We start from the raw sequence: 18,132 nt of genomic DNA, 5'->3' as shown, positions 1-18,132 counted from the left end.
GAGCTTGATCGGTTCACTTCGGGTGACCCCTTCTCGTCATGTATACGGGGAATCACTGAGCGCAGACGCCGGGGTACGGCCTGTGGATCACCGGCCCGGTGCCATCGGGCCTGAACCGCACGTCGAAGGCTCGGTCCAGGGGGACTGCGTCGGCTCACGGCCTTGTCGGGATGATGCGTTGTACAGCTCGGGCGCATTCGCCCAGGCGGTCGTCACGGCCGGCGATGGAGCGGAGCGGCTCGGGGTCGAACGCGCCCTTCTCACTGTTGAGGGCTTCGATCAGGACACCGAGTTGGATGTGGCAGTCCGCCTCCATGGCCGTGAGGCGTTTGCGCAGCAGGATGCCGTTGATGCGGGCCATGAGGAGGAGGGAATTGAGAGGTTTGGGGAGGTAGTCCTCTGCGCCGAGTTCGAGGCATCGGACGACGCTGTCCATGTCGTCGAGCTGGGAGATCATGACGACCGGTGTGTCGCGCAGGGCGGGGTCGCTCTTCATGAGCTCCAGCGTGGTGTACCCGTCCATCTGTGGCATCAGGATGTCGAGCAGGACGACGTCGAAGGTTTCCGTGCGCATGATGCCCAGTGCCTGGTGTCCGCTCTCGGCGGCCTCTGTTTGGATCCCATTGATTTCCAGCCGGTACGTCACCATCATGCGGTTCGTCCGGTCGTCGTCGACAACCAGCACGCGGCCTCGTTCCGGGGTCATGGTGTGAGCTCCACTGCCAGGGCTTTGCGGACTTTCCAGGGCGTTTCACTTCATCTCATGCGGACCCGGGCCGTGATTGAGCTTCGGAGCAGACTTCCTCTGGGTCGGGGAGCTGCTCGGCCAGCTGGCGCCGGTTCCTGATGTCGAGTTTGCGATAGGAGCTGGCCAGATGGGCCTCGACGGTCTTGTGCGTGACGAACAGGGTTTGGGCGATCTCGCGGTTGGATCTGCCGGCGGCGGCCAACTCCACGACACGCCGTTCACTGGGGGTGAGGGCGTCGACGCCGACGGCAAGGGCGCTGCGAGGGCGGGCCCCGCACGCCTTGAGCTCGGTGTTGATCTGTTGGACGAGCGGCTCTGCTCGACAGCGGCAGGCAATGTCCCAGGCCTCGTTCAGGACGCGCCGGGCGTCTTTGCGTCGGCCGGCGCGGCGTAGCGCAGCGCCGTGTTCCGCGGTTGCCTTTGCGTGTTCCAGGCGAGCCGGCGAAGACCGGAGCCGGTCAACGGCCTGCTCAAGGAAGGCCGTCCCTTTCTGGCCGCGGTGAACGAGTCCGGCGATGCGCAAGGCTCGTCCGCGGGCCAGGGGCGCGCCCCACTCGCGGGCCAGTCGCAGTTCCTCCAGAGCCAGCGACTGCGCTTCCTCTTCCCGGTCCATCTGATGCAAGCACAGCGCGGCCTCGGACTGCCACGGCAGGACCGCGGGATTCTGCCCACCGGCCGCCACGAAGGCCTCTCCTGCGGCCAATGCGGCCTCAAGGGCGTCTCCTGGCTTCGCCCGCAGACGCAGCAGGCGGGCACGGCGCAGCAGAAGGTGATAGATGAGGCCGGTGAAAGGGACCGCATCGCCTTCCAGGGCCCAGTCCAGCGCTTGCTCGGCTTGGTCCAGGCTGCCTCGCTCAATGAGGATGTCGGCCAGGAACGAGCCGAGGAGCAGACGGTGCAGGCTGATGCCTGCGGTCTCGACTGCGTGCACGGCTTCGCGGGCATCGGCTTCCGCTTCGGTCAGGGTGCCCCTGGCCAACCGGGCCAGCGCGCGGTAGGTCAGGGCGGCAGTCAGGGTGCTGGTTGACCCTTCCTTGTAAGCCTGGGTCACTGCCTGGTCCAGGCCGACGAGTGCTTCCGGCCGGTCGGCGCAGATCAGCACCCACCACGCCAGGGCCAGTGGTGCGGTGCCGATGGCTCGCTGAAGCAGTTCCCCGTCCTGTATGGCCCGCAGCGCCCGCGGAACAGCGCGGGGGTCGCCGACGACGGCATCGTGCCCGGCGATAACGCAATCCAGGAGTTTTCCTCCCAGGGAGGGCCCTGGCCCCAGCAGCCGCTGCTCGCCCACCTCGCGCAGGATGTCCTGCCGCATGTCGGGGGCGGCCGGTTCGAAGAGGGGGACGGAGAGGATGCCGGCCTGCAGCCTGGTGGTGAGGTCCGGGGCATCGGGCGGCAGCTGGCCCAGGGCCCGGCGCCACACCTCGAGGGCTTCAGGAATGCGCTGGGACAGCAGCAGTCCGTTGCCCAACAGGTTGGCGATCGCGGCCCGGTGACGGACGTTGTCTGCCAGGGGCAAAGCTTGCTGCAGATAGCCCACGGAGGCATCGGTGTCAGTGAGCTGCAAGGTGCTCCCCAGCTGATGCAGGACCTCCAGGCGCTCGTGGGGGATCGACGCCTCGCTGAGGGCCCGCCGAAGGTAGGTCGCGGCGGCATGAGGAGAACCCCGGCTGCGGGCGTCGCGGGCAGCACGCAACAGAATCGAGAGCAGCTCGGGCTCCCCGGAGGGCGGCACGCGCAGCACGTGCGCGGCTGCCTTCTCCGCCTCGGCTCCGGACCGGGAGAGCAGCTCGGCGGCTCGACGGTGTGCGGCACAGAGTTGCTCGGGGGCGATGGCCTGATAGATCGCAGCCTGGACCACCGGGTGGGTGTAGCCGATCGGCTTGGTCGCTCCCTGCTCGGATCCGGCACGGAGCAGCTCGATACGCTGTAGATCAGCCGTGGCTTGCATCGCCGCACTCAAGGGCAGCTCCGCCAGTGCCGCGGCCTCCGCCAGGGGAACGTTCCCGCCCAGAACGGCCACCGCCCGGGCGAGCGCCAGGTCATGGGCCGGGAGGCGATCAACCCACAACGACACCCAGCGGGCGACCGCGCGCGGCCCCAGAATGGTGACCTGCGTGGCATTGGCCGCTATCGGCGCGACACGCTCGGCCAGCAAGGTGGCAGCCGTCTCCTTGAGTAGCAAGGGGTTTCCTCCTGTGGCGCTGTGGCAGGCGGCCAGGAAGGCATCCTCCACATGCTCTCCTGGCGCGGCCCTGGCGAACTCCTCTCGCACCAGGCTGGAGGCAGCAGCCGCACTCAGCGCCTTCGGGCGCAGCACCTGGCAGGTGGGGTCGGTGACCATCCGATCCAGCAGGTGCCGGTCTGCTGCGGGCACGTTGGGGCGCAGGGCCACGATGATGCACAGCCTGAGGGTGTCCAGTCGTGGCAGCAGGTGGACGAAGAACCGCAGCGAGGCGACGTCCGCCCAGTGAATATCGTCCACCACCAGCACCAAGGGTTGCTGGTCGCACAGGTTGCAAGTGAGCCACAACAGTCCGTGACGGACTGCGAAGTCACGCTCGGCGATGGTGCCGTCAGCGGTGACCGGCCCGAAGACGGGAGCGGCCTGGCCGGCCGCACCGGAGAGCAGCTGTTCGCGCCGCTCAGGACCTTCGGCAGCCAGCAGCGGCTCGAGCAACTGCCGCACGACACTGAAGGAGAACTCGCGCTCCAGTTCGACACCGCGGGCGGTAGCCACACAGAACGCGGGCGGCGCAGCGATCGTGCGGATCTGAGCGAGCAGGCTGCTCTTGCCGACACCCGCCGGCCCTTCGACGGCGGCGAGTCCGCCTCGTCCGGCCTGGGCCAGTGTGACCAGCCCGCTGAGAGCGCTGATCTCGGTGTCGCGCTCGTACAGAGCGCCGGTCCGCTCCACGCTGCCAGTGTATGCCGGGCAAGGGACAGGCCCCCCGCTCCGCTGCGCCCCCTTTCTCCGCACGGCGCCGCTGTAAGCGTCGAGAGGTGGCCAAGGCAGGTGACCGGCTGAGCTCAGAAGTCAGGAAATGACACGCGGGACGCCTCCACGGGCCTTCGCCGGGGCTCGAACGGACCGGTCCTTGCGTCCGCCGGCTTCTGACCGTTCCCGGCTGCCGGCCGGCCGGAAGGCGGGAACGGTGCGCGGGGGCCCCGGCGATATTGGGGGCGAAGGCCGGCGGACGGTGTGGGGCGAAGGCTGGGCCTGGACTTCGCGGGTCACCGTTTCAGGCCTGTGGCCAGCCGGTTTGCCTGATGTCGGTGTCGAGAGATCGGGGAGGCGGAGTCGACGCCGCGTGTGATCTGGACGGTGGGCGGGTCGGTGACGCCGCCGATCCGCAGGGTGAGTTCGCCGAGGTGCACGAACCGCGAAGTGCGGGACTAGGGGGTTTCCCTAATGTCCCGAGTTCGTGCAGCGCCTAGAACGGGCCACGTAACACTGTCGCCCTGATGGGAGGATCATGATGAACCGCCTCTCGCACCCCGGTCCTCCGCTGTCACTGGAGATCCAGTACCGTCCCCGGACGCTGCCCAGGGGTGCTGTCAGTCGGTGGTCGTGCACCAGGATGGGTGCCCTCAGCCGCACCACCCCACCGCAGCAAGCGCCTGCCAGGCGCCACGCCCGGCAGATGCTTGTCGGCCGGGGAGCCGAGGCGGGGAGATCCTCGGCGCCGTACCGGCGATCTCGGAGCTGGTCGCCCACGCGGCGCATTCTCCCCTGTGAGGTCCGGGTCGCGCTCTCCCCTTTGGAAATGGAAGCCTGAAATCCTTTTCCTTGGCGGGGTGAAAGCATGAAATCACTCAGATGGCACTTCTGGTGGTTTCGCCTCTCTGTGGATAGTAGGTATGGGGTCATGAAATTCACCGCAGCCAATGGTTCTGTTCCCAAGGTGGCGATGTATCTGCGTTGCTACCCCCGCGACACATGGCAGCTGGCCACCCATCAGGAGGCCCTGGCCGATTACGCACGACGACAACTGGGAGTGCCTGAGCCGATCGTGTTCATGGACAACGGTTTCAGCTCCCGAGTGCCGCTCCCTGCTCTGGGAAGTCTGGTCAGCAGTGTGGAGTCCGGTGTCTACGACGTGGTGCTCGTGGTCGGCCTGTTCGCGTTCTCCCTCGACGGTGGCAGCGCCGGCAAGGTGGTCAAGCGTCTGCAGGGCGCCGGCTGCGAGGTGGTGGAGATACCGCCCCCCCACATGCCGCAGCCAGCTTGTGCCCATGCTGTCTGAATCAGGCCCTGCCCGGAGGGAATGGGTTGGCCGGACGATCTCGTTGGCCAACGGTGCCTGCTCAGTGCTTCGGCCACGCAGCAGCGGCCGAAGCTTCGGGCCGCAGCGCATTGAGAATGCTGCCCGATGAGCGCCGGGGCCCAGTGAGGTTCCATTGCGGCACCGAAAAATCGGAACGAGATCAAGAATGTGATAACTCATCCGGGCTCGCATGGGCGCCGGCCCGCTTGCCGCGTCCGTGGCGTGCCTGATATTCGCGGCAATTGCTCCCCGAACGCCGCGATCAAATTCCGCTGACTGCGGCGCCCGCCCGGCCGCCCCGGCGCCGGCCGCGGGCGTGCTGTGAAGAACAGTGTCCACAACGATCATGCCTGCGCTTGGTGCAGAACCCGAGGTCCGGCCTACGGACGGTTCCGGCGAGCTTCGTGGCGGAAGTGCAGGCCGGTGCTGTCGCCGCGCAGCCCCGAGTCCCCGGCACCGTTGCTCGCGGCCGAGCCGGAACGGCGGACCCGCCGCCGCGGCGGCCCGGGGACAGGGCGGAGCCGCGACTCGTATTCCGGCAGGGCGAACGAGGCCGGCCGCACGCACGGGGCCGCCGCGGAGAACCGCCGTGGCTGCTCGCAGACCATGCCCGGCCGTGCTTCCCTGCCCTTGAAACCAGGCTCTCACTGCACGACACCGCCCACCTCTGGGAGCAACTCCTGCACTCCGGTCCGTGGGCAGGGCCCCGTGATCACGCCTCCCGGCTCGTGCCCGGGCCAGTCCGCCGGAGCCGGAGGGCGGCCGTCGAGGAGCGGACTAGCCGATCGGCAGCAGCCCGATACCGTGGACCGGGAGGACCCTGTGGCGGTCGGCCCCGGAGCGCTCAGGAGGTGGGCGTTGGCAAACACGGACGAGGGCTCGGTGAGGCTGCCACAGCTGAGGCTGGACGAGCTCCAGAGCAGGCTGGACGCCGCACGCGGCGCCCGGGACCGGGTGCACCACCTGCTCGAGGCCGTGCTGTCGGTGGGAAGGGAACTCGACCTCGAGCACGTGCTGCGCCGTATCGTCGAGGCGGCCGTCGCGCTGGTCGACGCCCGGTACGGAGCGCTCGGGGTCATCGGGCCCGACGGCAGGACTCTGGCCCAGTTCCTCACGGTGGGGCTCACCGACGAGCAGATCATTGCCATCGGGCCCTACCCGTCCGGCCACGGCATCCTGGGCGAGCTGATCCGGCACCCCGAGCCCCTGCGCCTCTCCAAGATCTCGGAGCACCCGGCCTCCTACGGCTTTCCGCCGAACCATCCGCCCATGCGCTCCTTCATGGGGGTACCGATCCGGGTGCGGGACCAGGTGTTCGGCAACCTCTACCTGACGGAGAAGGCCGGCGGCGGCGACTTCGACGACGAGGACGAGGCCGTGCTGTCCACGTTGGCCGTGGCCGCCGGGGTGGCCATCGACAACGCCCGGCTCTACGAGGACTCCACGCTGCGGGAACGGTGGCTGCGGGCGACCGCCGAGGTCACCACCAGCCTGATGTCCGGGAGCCCGCCGACGGATGTGACGCATCGGGTGGCGGTGCTCGCCAAGGAGATCACGGGCGCCGCGCTCGCGGTCATCGCCGTCCCGGTGCCCCGGGAGGACTCCCTGACCGTCGAATGCGCCGTGGGGGAACAGGCCGACGAGCACCGCGGTCTGACGATTCCCATGGAGGGCGGACTCCTCGGACTCGCCTGCACCTCGAGCCGGCCGGTCTTCAGCCCGGACGTCGGCGCGGACCCCCGGGTCCGCGTGGGCCCGTCCCGCTACGTCGGGCTCGGACCCGCGGTGGCGCTGCCCATCACGTCCGGCGACACCGTCCGCAGTGTCCTCATGCTGCTTCGGGACCGCGCGGAGCCGGAGTTCTCGGAGCAGGAGACGCAACCACTCGTCGGCTTCGCGAGCCAGGCGGCGCTCGCCATGGAGCTGGTGGAGCGCCGGAGCGCCGCGGAGCAGGTCGCACTCCTCGAGGACCGCGACCGGATCGCCCGCGACCTGCACGACCTGGCCATTCAACGGCTCTTCGCCACCGGCATGACGCTGCAGAGCGCGGCCCGCCTGATCGAGCACGCGGGAGCCGCGGAACGCGTCCAGCGAGCCGTGAGCGATCTGGACGAGACCATCAAGATCATTCGTTCGACGATTTTCGGCTTGCGTGCTCCGGAGCCGGCAGCTCGCCACGGGTTGCGGACGAGGGCCGTCCGGACGGTCGAGGAATGCGCCGCCGCGCTCGACTTCGCGCCCAGCCTTCGGATGGAGGGGCTGCTGGACACCGAGGTTCCCCGGGACGTGGCCGACGAAGCCGTGGCGGTCCTGGCCGAGGCACTGTCCAACGTGGCCAGACACGCCCATGCCGACCGCACTGATGTGGCGGTCGTCAACGAGGGAGGGTTTCTCACGGTCACGGTGTCGGACAACGGTGTCGGCGCGGCCGGGGCGGGGCACCGACGCAGCGGCCTGCGCAATCTCGAGGAACGAGCGGCGCACTGCGGCGGGGAGCTGCTGCTGTCCACCCCGCGTGCCGGAGGAACCGTACTGACGTGGCGCGTGCCGCTCTCCCGGCCCGACTGACGGGCACCGCCTCGGTCACGCGTTCCCCGCAGGACGACCGCACGGCCGTCCGGCACGAAGCACCAGCGTGCCCTCGGCGGGAGCTCGTGGGCGTTCACCGGGTGCGGAGGGGGGCCGGCCCCTTCGCGGAGGCCGAACGGCCGCGGCTGCCGGTGCCGGTGCCGGTGCCGGTGCCGGGAGCACAGTGCTCACGGGGGCAGGGAGAGGTGCCGGGGGCCCTTCGGCCCTCCAAGGAGTCCGGGAGCCCCTGTGCCCCGACCGGCGGCCGGGGACAAGGTGGTGACGTGAGGAAAGTGAGGGAGGTCCGATGCGAGCCTTCGTGTACCACGGCCCGGGCCGGGCCGCCTGGGAACCCGTGCCGGACCCGGTGATCGAGGAACCGTCCGACGTGCTGGTCCAGGTCCACACCACGACCGTCTGCGGAAGCGATCTGCACATCCTGGAGGGCGAGCTGCCCGAGGTGCGAGCCGGCACCGTCCTGGGACATGAAGCCGTCGGCGAGGTGGTGGAGGCGGGCCGCGAGGTCCACGGCCTGAGGGCGGGCGAACGTGTCGTCGTCTCGTGCGTGTCCGCCTGCGGGCGCTGTCGGCCCTGCCACGACAACGCGTTCGGCCAGTGCCGGGGCGGTGGCGGCTGGATCCTGGGGCACCGGATCGACGGCACGCAGGCGGAGTACGTGCGCGTGCCGTTCGCGGATCTGTCCACTCACCGGGTGCCCGGGACGCTGAACGGAGACGCGGCTGTGCTGCTGGCCGAAACCCTGCCCACCGGCTACGAAGTCGGGGTCCGCAATGGGCAGGTGAGCCCCGGCGACACGGTCGTCGTGGTCGGCGCGGGACCCATCGGCCTGGGCGCCGTGCTCACGGCGCGGGTTCTCTCGCCTGCACGCATCATCGCCACGGACCTCTCCTCCGCGCGTCTCGACGACGCCCGTCGCATCGGAGCCGATGCTGCCGTCCTTCCGGGGCGCCTGATCAGCGACCTCGCCGACTGCCCCGGTGCCGATGTCGCCATCGAGGCGGTGGGAGCTCCCGACAGCTTCACCCTCTGCACCCGTGTAGTGCGGTCCGGGGGACACATCGCCAACATCGGCATGCACGAAAAGCCCGCGATGCTGCACCTCGAGGCGTTGTGGCGGAAGAACGTCACCATCAGTACGGGGCAGGTCGACACCTACTCCGTACCGGCGCTGATGGAGATGGTGGTCTCCGGCCGTCTGCGTCCCACCCCGCTCATCACCCACCACTTCGGTCTGCACCGAGTGGCGGAGGCCTACGAGGTGTTCGCCCGGGGGACCGAGACCGGAGCCCTCAAGGTCGTGCTGAACCGGGACTGAGCGGCTCCTGCTTGCCGGGGCGGCGGGTCAGAGAACAGTGATCCGACGGCCGGTGATCCTCAAGGGGACGACGCGGATCCAGAGCCGGCGGTCGCCGCCGGCCCAGGCCGAGGTGCGGGCCCGCTCCGCCAGCCGGTCAGCCGTGGCGGTGTCGGTGACCCGCTCGGCCCGGCCGACGACGAGAACGCTCCACCCCCGGCTGAAGGCCTCGTCGATGTGGTCCACTTCGAACGCCACGTCGGTGCCCGGCTGCGGATCCGCCGAGCTGCCGGGCCGCGTCCGGTAGACGATCTCGTCGTCCACGACCGAGTAGTTGACAGGGGCGACGGCGGGGCCGTCGGCAGTGGCCACGGCCACCCGGCCCACGCCGTGGGTGGACAGGTGCTGCCGGCACTCCTCGGGACTCATGTCCACCAGTTCCGGGTGCCGAGCGGCCTTCCCGAGGCCGGTCGGCAGATCGGTGCCGCCGCCTCGCAGGTCGGCCGTGGTGGTCTCGAGCGCGCCTGCGAGCCTGATCAGGCCGACCGCCCCGGCATCGGCCACCTCTTCCTCCACGTACCGCAGATACCCCGGGTCCATACCGGCCCGCCGGGCCACTTCCTCCCGGGTGAGCCCGAGCTGTTCCCGGCGCAGGGCCACCCTCCTCCCGAGATCGCCGGGGCCGGTCCGGGTGTCCCCCGCCCGGGTGCCCTGCGCCTCGTCGTCGTTCGCCTGCACGAGGATCAGCTCCCTTCTGCTCCCGCGCCGGTCAGGTCCGGGCACGTGCCGGTACGTCGTCGAGTTCGGCACCGAGGTCGTGTTCGACGTCGACGACGCCGTCGACGCTTCTGCACAGACGGACGAGGACGGGCACGAGACTGCTGCGGGCCAGCGTGCCGGTCAGCGTGACCCGGCCGTCCGTGACCTCCAGGCCCACGGCTGAAGGGGGCTCCCCGAGGGTCGCGGAGAGGATCTCGTGTTCGATCTCCTCGCGGATGGCCTGGTCCCGGCGGAGGAAGACCCGGAGCAGGTCGCTGCGGCTGACGACACCGACGAGCCGGTCCGCCTCGTCCACGACCGGCAGACGCTTGACCCCGTGATCGTGCATGACGCGCGCCGCTTCGATCACGCTCCATTCGGACCGCGCCGTCACGGCAGGAGCCGACATGAGCCCCTCCGCGGTCGTCGCCTCGGCCCGGGCCCGCTCCGCCGAGGTCGGACGGGGTTCCAGAAGCAGCCCCGCGGGGTCGGGCTGCCCCGCCTCCTTCCGCAACAGGTCGCCCTCGGATACGACACCCAGCGGGCGGCCTCCCGTGTCGATCACGGGAACCGCGGTGATGTCGTGCTCGGCCAGCAACCTGGCGATGTCCTTGAACGTGGTGCCGGGCCGTGCGCTGACGACCGTGTGGGTCATGAGGTCTGCCACTGTTCGATGCTGCATGTCCAGGTCCTCCGAACGACTGATCGCTCGTGGGTCACGGCTCCTCGGGCGTGGCGCACCCTGCCTGGCGCGGGCCGGTGCCCATGCCGGTCGGCGGAGCCGTTTCCTTCCAGGGTCGCCCCTCCGCCCTCGCTGCCGCACGGGGCCGTCCGGCCCGGGCCCGGGACCGGGTGGCCCGCGCCCTTCCGGGCGGCAACGGACGCGGAGTCGCTACCGGGGCCGGTGGTGGGGGCGGTGATGCTCCGGCTCCGGGTGGGCCGCCTGGGCCTGGGTGGCGATGACCGCGGCCTGGATCCGTCGCTCCACCCCGAGCTTCGCCAGCAGGCGGGAAATGTGGTTCTTGACGGTCTTCTCCGCCAGGTAGAGCCGCTGACCGATCTGCCGATTGGTGAGCCCCTCACCGATGAGGGCGAGAACCTCCCGCTCGCGGCTCGTCAGGCCCGGCAGCACCTCGGGCTCCCGGAGCTCCGGCTCCGGTTCGCGCAGCCGTGCCATGAGGCGGGTCGCCGCGCTGGGATCCAGCATCGACCGGCCCGAGGCGACGGTCCGGACGGCGGAGACCAGATCCGACCCCTCGATCTGCTTGAGCACGTAGCCGGCCGCCCCGGCCATGATCGAATCGAGCAGGGCCTCCTCGTCGTCGAAGGAGGTGAGCATCAGACAGGCCAGCTCCGGCAGGCGCGAGCGCAGCTCACGGCAGACGTTGACCCCGTCCCCGTCCGGGAGCCGCACATCCAGAACCGCGACGGCCGGACGCAGTGCCGGTACGCGTACGAGGGCCTGTTCGGCAGTCGAGGCCTCTCCCACGACGTCGATGTCCGGCTCGTCGTCGAGCAGGTCGCGCAGCCCGCGCCGGACGATCTCGTGATCGTCGAGCAGAAAGACCGTGATCGGGCTCGTCGGGGGGGTACGCGGGCTCTCCGTCATCCACCGCTCCTGTGTCGTCCGCGGAATTCCGGGAACAGCGCGCCCGGCCGCCCCCACGGACGGCCATTGCCGCCCGCCGGCCATCGACGTGGCCCTGCCCCCTTTCAGGGTGCCACTGTCCGGGGCCCGTCACCGCCCACCCGCCTCGGTACGCGCCGGGACCTCCGGCCCGGACCCGGGCCCGGTCAGCCCATGTCAAGCGGATACCGGTCCGGGGAGGCTGGATTCGACACGGGCACGATCGTGTCCGGTTGGGCAGCCGCACCGGAACGGTACCGACGGGACGCGACGACCGTGACGACGCACCACCGGAGGGCGGTGCCCGCGCAGCAGGCCGGGGGCCGGTCTCGATCCGGTGTGGCCCGTCCCGAGGGCGTCCTGGCGGTCGACGCACGGGTGCGCCCGCTGCCCGGCCGTCCCCGTGCCCCCTGTGTGTGCCGACTCCGCTGACGACCGAAAGGAGCAGGCGATGAATCCGCACCATGTGCTGGTCGCCCACGGATCGAGAAACGGCTCGACCGCTGAGATCGCCGAGTGGATCGGGGAGACGCTGCGGGCCTGCGGACCTGCGGCTGACGTGCGGCCCGCCGCCGAGGTCCAGGATGTCGAGGAGTACGACGTGGTGGTCCTGGGAGGGGCTCTCTACGCCGGCCGGTGGCATCGCGACGCGGCCCGGTTCGCCCGCCGTCATCACCAGGCACTGATGTCCCGAGCGGTGTGGCTGTTCAGCAGCGGACCACTGGACGCCTCCGCCGGCGAACGGGACATACGCCCTGTCCCCGGTGTCCGCCGTATCGCTGCCCGGCTGGATGCGCTGGGCCATGTCACGTTCGGCGGCCGCCTCGAGGAAGGAGCCAAGGGCATCATCGCCCGCCAGATCCTGAAGGCGGGCCGTGGCGGTGACTACCGGGACCCCGGGAGGGTCCGCGCCTGGGCCCGGTCGATCGCCGCGGAGCTGGGCGCCGCAACCGTTGTCTGACAGGCGCCGCGACCGTTATCCGATCGCTGGCGGAGAGGGTCGAGGCGGAACTCCGCCGCGACCGGAGCGCCGCGACCCGGCGTCCTCGGTCCGCGTCCTTATCCCCGCCCCGTCCGGCCCTGCCCGGACGGGGCCGGACGGACCTTCTACGTGCCCGGCCAGCCCTGGGGGAGGGGAACCCGGCGCCGGACGATGGGGGCAGCGAAGAACGGCCACGTGCTGCGGAAAGGCCGCTTCTCAAGCCGGCACCGGGACGGAGCGACGAAGATGAGACACAGCAGAATCGGCAGCCTCATGGTGACCGATGTGGTCGCGGTCGGGCCGCGGACTCCCTTCAAGAAGGTCGCCAAACTGCTCGCCGAGCACCGGATCAGTGGCGTGCCGGTCGTGGACGACGACGAACGGGTCCTGGGTGTGATCTCGGAGAGCGATCTGCTGGCCCGCCAGGCGGGGAATCCCGCATCGCAACCCCACGATCCTGCGGCCTGGCCCCGCTGGCTCCGTCACCTGACCGGGTTCCGGCGCACGGCCGCCGGCATCAAGGAGCGGGCAGTGACGGCGGAGGAGCTGATGTCGGCCCCCGCAATCGCCGTCCACGCGGCGGACACCATCGCGGAAGGCGCCCGGACCATGGCGAGCCACCGGGTGGAACGCCTCCCCGTGCTCGACGAGGAGGACCGGCTCGTCGGCATCGTCACCCGGCGCGACCTCCTCGAGGTCTTCCTGCGGCCGGACGCGGACATCCGCCGGGAGATCGTCGACGAGGTGTTCGTCCAGGCCATGTGGCTGGCTCCGGACACCGTCGACGTGCATGTGCTCGACGGCGTGGTCACCCTGCGGGGCCGGATGGAGCTCCGGAGCGACACGGAGATCGCGGTGCGCATGGTCCGTCAGCTGGACGGGGTCGTCATGGTCGTCGACGAGCTGGTGAGCAGGATCGACGACACCCGCAGACGGCCCGTCGAGCGGACACCTCAGGGGATCGCCGGATCACCGTCCGCGCCATCGTAGGTGGCCCGCGTGACGGGACCGCCCCGGCCCGAGGGCGTCGGCTCAGCGCGGAACGTCCCATGGGTGAGCGTGGGAGGACGTTTCCCCGGGCCGGGTTCGACGTGCGGGCGGAACCGGCCCGTGATGCAGTGTTGACCGAACCGGGTGCAGGCCGAGAAGCCCGAGGGAGGAGCGATGAGGGGCTCCGAGGAATCCGAAGCGGTCCTCGACCGGGACGGACTGGGCGGGCATCGGGCACGGTGCCACCGAGGCCCCCCGCGGTGTGCTCTACCACCGCTACACCCTCGACGGGAACGGACTGGTCACCGAGGCGGCCCTGGTACCACCGACCGCCCAGAACCAGGGGGCCATCGAGGAGGACCTGCGCCGCATCGTCCAGGCACGGCTGGGCCCGGGGGGCTGCGTCCGAAGAGGACTGACCCGGCTGTGCGAACGGGTCGTCCGCAACCACGACCCGTGCATCTCCTGCGCCACGCACTTCCTCGACGTGAGCGTCCTGCGGGACTGAGCCCCGGCGGGCAGCCCCCGTCGTTCGGCGTGCGGTCGCGTCTCGCTCGGTTGCGCGGGCTCCATGCACCTCCGCGTCCCGGTGTGCGGCGGGCATTTGCTGCTCAGGGCTCGATGTCGAGGACTTCCCGCACCGGTCGTCGGGGTGTCGGGGCGCCTTCCGGACCGTAGCCGAGTCGCAGCACCATCTGGACGTGCCCCGCTCCCGACACCGGGTCCCGCAGGGGCCAGCGCATGTCGGGCCACTCCAGGACCTGGGTGACGAAGGAACTCGACAGGCCGCGCAGCGTGGCCAGGAGCAGCACACGCTCCACCGCCTGGCCGGCCCGGAGCCAGTCCACCGGAGTGTCCTCCGCGGTACTGAGCAGGGCGATGTGCGGATCCTCCTCGAATGCGGCGGCTTCCCGGCCCGGTACCCGGCGCGTACCGGCGAAGTCGCGCACCGGCGCCTTGCCTCCGCGTTTGCGGGGTCCGAAAGCGGAGTCGGGGACGCCCTCGGTCCGTACCCCTTCTGCCGCGGTGCCCGTTCCGGTCCAGCGGGCCAGGTCCTCTCTGCTGCCGCTGTCGGTCAGGTTCCGGGCCTCGGCCTGCTCGGCGAGCTCCAGCACCCACTGCCGGTGCCACCCGGACGGGAAGTCCAGTCGTGCGCCTTCCTGTCGGGCCGCCGCGCGGAGAGTGTCGCGGACGTCGTCCGGAATGGGTGCTGCGGTGAACGGGTGGCGACTGGTGTGCCGGCGGTGGACGGCGGCGTGCAACGCACCGATACCCGTCCGCCCCTTGCCGGGTCCGGTCAGGCGCACGAGGGCGAGCAGGGCCGGGTCCGTCGAGTCCGGGAGCAGGTGGGTCACCGCGTCCCACCCCGCGTACTCCACCGAGACGCGCAGGTTCAGCAGCGCCGCGCCGCACCCCAGATGCAGTGCGCGGGTGTCGGGGTCGGAGTGAGGCATGAACCGGTTGAGATCCGCTCGTAGCTGGAAGGCTCGCCGGCTCCGTGAGTAACGGAAACGCCAGGGCTGGGCGTTGTGCATCGACGGCGCCGCGACAGCGTCCGCGACCATGGCGGTCACACGCTTCTCGTCGACTGGTGGAGCGATCACGGATCCTCCCGGGGCATACCGCATCCGCTGCGGGTCGTTGCCTTCATCATGGTCCCGCCGGCCGCTCGGGCGGATGGGCCGAACGGCCCTCTCCGGGCGCCGGTCGGCGTGCCCGAACCGTCCCCGGACTCGCGACGGCCTGCCGGAGTTGCGGCCCGGGGCGGCACTGCCGTGGAGGGCCTAACCGCGGCCTAACCGCGTTGCGGCACCACCGCGACCGGGCACGCCGCGTGGTGGAGCAACGCGTGTGCCACCCGGCCGAGTTGCAGGCCGAAGTGTCCATGGCGCCGCGGAGCGCCGAGGACGAGCAGCGCCGCTTCCACGGAGGCGTCGGCGAGTACCTTGTGCGCGGGGCCCTCCGCCGTGATCCGCCGCACCACCGCTCCGTCCCGCACCGGTCCCACTCCCCGGAGCGCCTCGGCCACCTGGTCGGCGGCCCGCTGCTCGGGGGTCGGTGCCCGTGCGTCCGTGGGCAGCAGGTGCTCCACCGCCTCGTGGGCCGGTGTCCGCCAGGCCCGCACCACATGGAGCGGGCAGTTCCGTATCTCCGCTTCCGCTACGGCGAAGCGCACGGCCGCCGACGTCACGCTGCGCTCGCCGACGCCGAGCACCACGGGCAGACCGTCCCGCCGGGTCGGTTCCTCGCCCCGGACGACGATCACCGGGCAGACGGCCCGGGCCGCCACGGTGAGGCTCACCGAACCGAGCAGGGTTTCGCCGAGCATGCCGCGCCCGCGCGAGCCCGTGACGAGGGCGAAGGCTTCGTGCCCCTCCCGGAGCAGGGCCGTCGTGGGGTCGGCGGCCAGCACGTCGCTGGAGACCTTCACATCGGGGTTCCGCCGCTGAGCATGTTCGGCCGCCGAGGCCGCGATGTGTTCGGCGAGAATCTGCTCCGCCGGGCGGTCCGTCGCCGGCGAGGGGCGCGTTCCCTCGTACCGCTCCCACAAGGAGCCGTGGACGAGCCGCAGCTGAAGGCCGTGCCGTTCCGCCTCGTCCACCGCCCAGTCCACCGCCTCCAGGCTGGAGCCCGATCCGTCGACTCCGACGACCAGCGGAATGTCCATCTTCCCCACCGCCTTCCTCGCTCCGCGAGTGCCCCGGTGCCCACCATGCCGCCGCACCGGCGGGCCCCGCGAGGGCGTACCGGCCCTGATCCAGGACCTTCGGTCCCTCGTTCGCTCCGGGTTCCGGGCGCCCGCTTGGGCTCCCGGGCGGCCCGGAGCACCTGTGGGCCGAGTGGTCCGGGACGAGGTCCCGCTCGGCCCTGACGCCCGGCTCGCGACCGCCGCACGATGAAGACGAAGCCACGGCGAAGGAGAGCTGCTCATGATCACGAGAGCGGGTGTCTTCGGCGCTGTGCCCAAGGAGCTCACCATGTTCGACACCCCGCACATCGTCCGTGACGTCATGACCCTGACGGTGGTGGCCGTCGGCCGCGACGCGCCCTTCAAGGAGATCGTCCGCACGATGGAGCAGTGGAAGGTCAGCGCGCTGCCCGTGCTGGAGGGCGAAGGCCGCGTCATCGGGGTTGTCTCCGAGGCGGACCTCCTGCCCAAGGAGGAGTTCCGAGACCGGGATCCCGGCCGCCGGGAGCAGTTGGACCGCTTGGACGACCTCGCCAAAGCGGGCGCGGCCGACGCGGAGGAGCTGATGAGCACTCCGGCCGTCTCGGTGCACGAGAACGCAACCCTGGCACAAGCGGCACGGATCATGGCGGTGAAGGACGTCAAACGTCTTCCCGTCGTCGACGACGGGGGCATGCTGCGAGGCATCGTCAGCAGGAGTGACCTGCTCAAGGTGTTCCTCCGCAAGGACGCGGACATCGAGGAAGAGGTCCGTCGCACGGTGATCTCGTACCTTTTCCCGGCCCTGACCAGCCCGGTCCGGGTGCGAGTCGAGGAGGGAGTGGTGACCCTCAGCGGGCGGATACCGGACACCTCGCTCGTATCGGTGGCGGCGCGCCTGGTCCGTGCCGTCGAAGGAGTCGTGGACGTCGCGTGCCACCTCACGGGAGAACCGTCTTCCGACGAGCCTCTGCCCGATGACGCGGTGGAGCCCGGGAGCGCGGCGCGGGCCCGGATGAGTGCACAGGGGGGAGGGACGGGCCCCTCGGCCCGCATGGAGCCGCGGCACAACGGATGAGACAGGAAAGCGCTGGGAGGAAGTGGCGTGTGAGGTCTGCCGCGGGGTGAGACATCCGGGATCGGTGCCGTCGGCGGATGTCGTCGGAGCCGCAGGGAGCCGAACCCGCTCCGGCCGAACCTCATCGGTGCTCGGCAGCCGTGCTGCTGTCGGTGCCCCGGCACGCTGGAATCCCGGACACGTTCGGCCGGCACCGGCCCACAGGAGGGAGGCAACTCGTCATGGAGGACGTCGTCACCGTTGGCCTCGACGGTTCGGCCGAGAGCATGGACGCCGCGCGCTGGGCGGCGGACGAAGCCGACCGTCGAAAGATCACGCTGCGCCTGCTGCACGCATGGATCCTGCTCTCCCAGGACACCCCCGGCGCGCCGCAGGAAAAGGATCAGAACTACTGGGCGAAGCGGATCGTCGGCGACGCCCAGCGGGACATCACCCATCGTCATCCGGACCTGCCCATCGTCGAGGAACTGCTTGCCGAGGACGCCACGGAAGCGCTTCTGCGGGCGGCCGCGGATTCCCGCATCCTGGTGCTCGGTTCGCGTGGGCTGGAGCGCGTCGAGAGCTTCTTCCTCGGTGACACCGGCCTCCATGTCGTCGCCCGGGCCGACCGGCCCGTGGTGCTCGTGCGGGCCGGGGCCGCGGAGAACCGTCCACCAGGGGACCGGGAGGCCGGAGTTGTCGCCGGTGTGAGCCTCGAAGGCTCCTGCGACAGCGTGCTGGACTTCGCGTGCGATACGGCAGCCGCGCGGGACGTTCCCGTCCACGTGGTGCACGGCAGGAGCCTTCCGGTCCAGGCGTACGCCCCCTGGGGCGTCGATCCCGAGGTCGCGAAGGAGATCCGGGACGATGTCCAGCGGGACCTGGCACCGGTTCTGCGCCCGTGGCGTGAGAAGTTCCCCGCGCTGCGCATCGTCGAGGACATCCGGTTGGAGAGCCCGGCGCGGGCCGTGGTGCGGGCCGCGCGAGGCCGTCAGTTGCTCGTCGTCGGACGGCGTCGGCACCGGCAGGCGCTGGGACCGCGTCTGGGGCCGGTGGCCCAGGCCGCGGTACACCACGCGAACTGCCCTGTCGCCGTCGTCTCCCACGATGATTGACCCGACCGTCCTTGCGCGCCGCTCCGGGGCCGCGCCGC

The 18,132-nt window shown here is 70.8% G+C and carries 14 protein-coding genes and 1 pseudogene; 8 read left to right on the top strand and 7 right to left on the bottom strand.

The features are described from left to right. Window positions 1-154: 154 nt before the first annotated feature. Window positions 155-706: a response regulator gene (locus AC3EQ1_RS01670; RefSeq protein ID WP_432092422.1), complete on the bottom strand. Its 552-nt coding sequence runs from the start codon at window positions 704-706 to the stop codon at window positions 155-157. Window positions 707-761: 55 nt separating this feature from the next. Then, window positions 762-3,662, bottom strand: coding sequence for an ATP-binding protein (locus AC3EQ1_RS01665; protein ID WP_432092421.1), 2,901 nt, complete (start codon window positions 3,660-3,662; stop codon window positions 762-764). A gap of 952 nt (window positions 3,663-4,614) precedes the next feature. Here AC3EQ1_RS01665 and AC3EQ1_RS01660 point away from each other — a divergent pair. The 3 genes from AC3EQ1_RS01660 to AC3EQ1_RS01650 all read left to right on the top strand — a co-directional run bounded on the left by AC3EQ1_RS01660 (window position 4,615) and on the right by AC3EQ1_RS01650 (window position 8,917). Next, entirely contained in the window at window positions 4,615-4,992 is a 378-nt protein-coding gene (locus AC3EQ1_RS01660) for a serine integrase family protein (RefSeq protein WP_432092420.1), read from the top strand. Between the two features lie 879 nt (window positions 4,993-5,871). Beyond that, the gene (locus AC3EQ1_RS01655; RefSeq protein ID WP_432092419.1) at window positions 5,872-7,581 is read left to right on the top strand and encodes a sensor histidine kinase; all 1,710 of its coding nucleotides are present in this window, start codon (window positions 5,872-5,874) and stop codon (window positions 7,579-7,581) included. A 307-nt stretch (window positions 7,582-7,888) separates the two neighbouring features. Beyond that, entirely contained in the window at window positions 7,889-8,917 is a 1,029-nt protein-coding gene (locus AC3EQ1_RS01650; RefSeq protein WP_432092418.1) for an alcohol dehydrogenase catalytic domain-containing protein, read from the top strand. A 27-nt stretch (window positions 8,918-8,944) separates the two neighbouring features. On the opposite strand, the gene AC3EQ1_RS01645 is transcribed toward AC3EQ1_RS01650, so the two are convergent. The 3 genes from AC3EQ1_RS01645 to AC3EQ1_RS01635 form a co-directional block, all read right to left on the bottom strand. After that, entirely contained in the window at window positions 8,945-9,634 is a 690-nt protein-coding gene (locus AC3EQ1_RS01645) for a helix-turn-helix domain-containing protein (RefSeq protein WP_432092417.1), read from the bottom strand. 31 nt (window positions 9,635-9,665) lie between these two features. Continuing rightward, a complete protein-coding gene (locus AC3EQ1_RS01640; protein WP_432092416.1) occupies window positions 9,666-10,337 on the bottom strand; it encodes a CBS domain-containing protein in 672 nt (223 codons plus the stop codon). A 210-nt stretch (window positions 10,338-10,547) separates the two neighbouring features. Further along, window positions 10,548-11,264 carry a response regulator gene (locus AC3EQ1_RS01635; RefSeq protein WP_432092415.1) on the bottom strand — a complete coding sequence of 239 codons (717 nt, stop codon included), beginning with the start codon at window positions 11,262-11,264 and terminating at the stop codon, window positions 10,548-10,550. A gap of 469 nt (window positions 11,265-11,733) precedes the next feature. Between AC3EQ1_RS01635 and AC3EQ1_RS01630 the strand changes: the two genes are divergently transcribed. From AC3EQ1_RS01630 to AC3EQ1_RS01620, 3 genes and pseudogenes are all read left to right on the top strand, one after another. Continuing rightward, window positions 11,734-12,243, top strand: coding sequence for a flavodoxin domain-containing protein (locus AC3EQ1_RS01630; protein ID WP_432092414.1), 510 nt, complete (start codon window positions 11,734-11,736; stop codon window positions 12,241-12,243). Window positions 12,244-12,510: 267 nt separating this feature from the next. Then, entirely contained in the window at window positions 12,511-13,254 is a 744-nt protein-coding gene (locus AC3EQ1_RS01625) for a CBS domain-containing protein (protein ID WP_432092413.1), read from the top strand. 223 nt (window positions 13,255-13,477) lie between these two features. After that, window positions 13,478-13,762 (top strand): annotated as a pseudogene (locus AC3EQ1_RS01620) (nickel-dependent hydrogenase large subunit); the annotation flags it as partial. A 103-nt stretch (window positions 13,763-13,865) separates the two neighbouring features. Here AC3EQ1_RS01620 and AC3EQ1_RS01615 read toward each other — a convergent pair. Both AC3EQ1_RS01615 and AC3EQ1_RS01610 read right to left on the bottom strand, forming a co-directional pair. Beyond that, window positions 13,866-14,858, bottom strand: a complete 993-nt coding sequence (locus tag AC3EQ1_RS01615) for an Acg family FMN-binding oxidoreductase (RefSeq protein ID WP_432092412.1) — start codon at window positions 14,856-14,858, stop codon at window positions 13,866-13,868. Between the two features lie 191 nt (window positions 14,859-15,049). Further along, window positions 15,050-15,922 carry a universal stress protein gene (locus tag AC3EQ1_RS01610; RefSeq protein WP_432092411.1) on the bottom strand — a complete coding sequence of 291 codons (873 nt, stop codon included), beginning with the start codon at window positions 15,920-15,922 and terminating at the stop codon, window positions 15,050-15,052. 310 nt (window positions 15,923-16,232) lie between these two features. On the opposite strand from AC3EQ1_RS01610, the gene AC3EQ1_RS01605 reads away from it, so the two are divergent. Both AC3EQ1_RS01605 and AC3EQ1_RS01600 read left to right on the top strand, forming a co-directional pair. Next, window positions 16,233-17,000 carry a CBS domain-containing protein gene (locus tag AC3EQ1_RS01605; RefSeq protein WP_432092625.1) on the top strand — a complete coding sequence of 256 codons (768 nt, stop codon included), beginning with the start codon at window positions 16,233-16,235 and terminating at the stop codon, window positions 16,998-17,000. A 221-nt stretch (window positions 17,001-17,221) separates the two neighbouring features. Then, a complete protein-coding gene (locus AC3EQ1_RS01600) occupies window positions 17,222-18,094 on the top strand; it encodes a universal stress protein (RefSeq protein ID WP_432092410.1) in 873 nt (290 codons plus the stop codon). The last annotated feature ends 38 nt before the right edge of the window (window positions 18,095-18,132 follow it).

The organism is Streptomyces sp. bgisy100, assembly GCF_057709105.1.
The sequence above is the reverse complement of the archived record's forward strand: the minus strand, read 5'-3'. Positions and strand labels throughout refer to the sequence as shown.

Excerpts from the sequence above, each read along its gene's own strand:
- AC3EQ1_RS01630 (WP_432092414.1), top strand. The coding sequence starts at position 11,734 with ATGAATCCGCACCATGTGCTGGTCGCCCACGGATCGAGAAACGGCTCG.
- AC3EQ1_RS01625 (WP_432092413.1), top strand. The coding sequence starts at position 12,511 with ATGAGACACAGCAGAATCGGCAGCCTCATGGTGACCGATGTGGTCGCG.
- AC3EQ1_RS01670 (WP_432092422.1), bottom strand. The coding sequence starts at position 706 with ATGACCCCGGAACGAGGCCGCGTGCTGGTTGTCGACGACGACCGGACG.
- AC3EQ1_RS01650 (WP_432092418.1), top strand. The coding sequence starts at position 7,889 with ATGCGAGCCTTCGTGTACCACGGCCCGGGCCGGGCCGCCTGGGAACCC.
- AC3EQ1_RS01610 (WP_432092411.1), bottom strand. The coding sequence starts at position 15,922 with ATGGACATTCCGCTGGTCGTCGGAGTCGACGGATCGGGCTCCAGCCTG.
- AC3EQ1_RS01640 (WP_432092416.1), bottom strand. The coding sequence starts at position 10,337 with ATGCAGCATCGAACAGTGGCAGACCTCATGACCCACACGGTCGTCAGC.
- AC3EQ1_RS01600 (WP_432092410.1), top strand. The coding sequence starts at position 17,222 with ATGGAGGACGTCGTCACCGTTGGCCTCGACGGTTCGGCCGAGAGCATG.
- AC3EQ1_RS01605 (WP_432092625.1), top strand. The coding sequence starts at position 16,233 with ATGTTCGACACCCCGCACATCGTCCGTGACGTCATGACCCTGACGGTG.
- AC3EQ1_RS01660 (WP_432092420.1), top strand. The coding sequence starts at position 4,615 with ATGAAATTCACCGCAGCCAATGGTTCTGTTCCCAAGGTGGCGATGTAT.
- AC3EQ1_RS01635 (WP_432092415.1), bottom strand. The coding sequence starts at position 11,264 with ATGACGGAGAGCCCGCGTACCCCCCCGACGAGCCCGATCACGGTCTTT.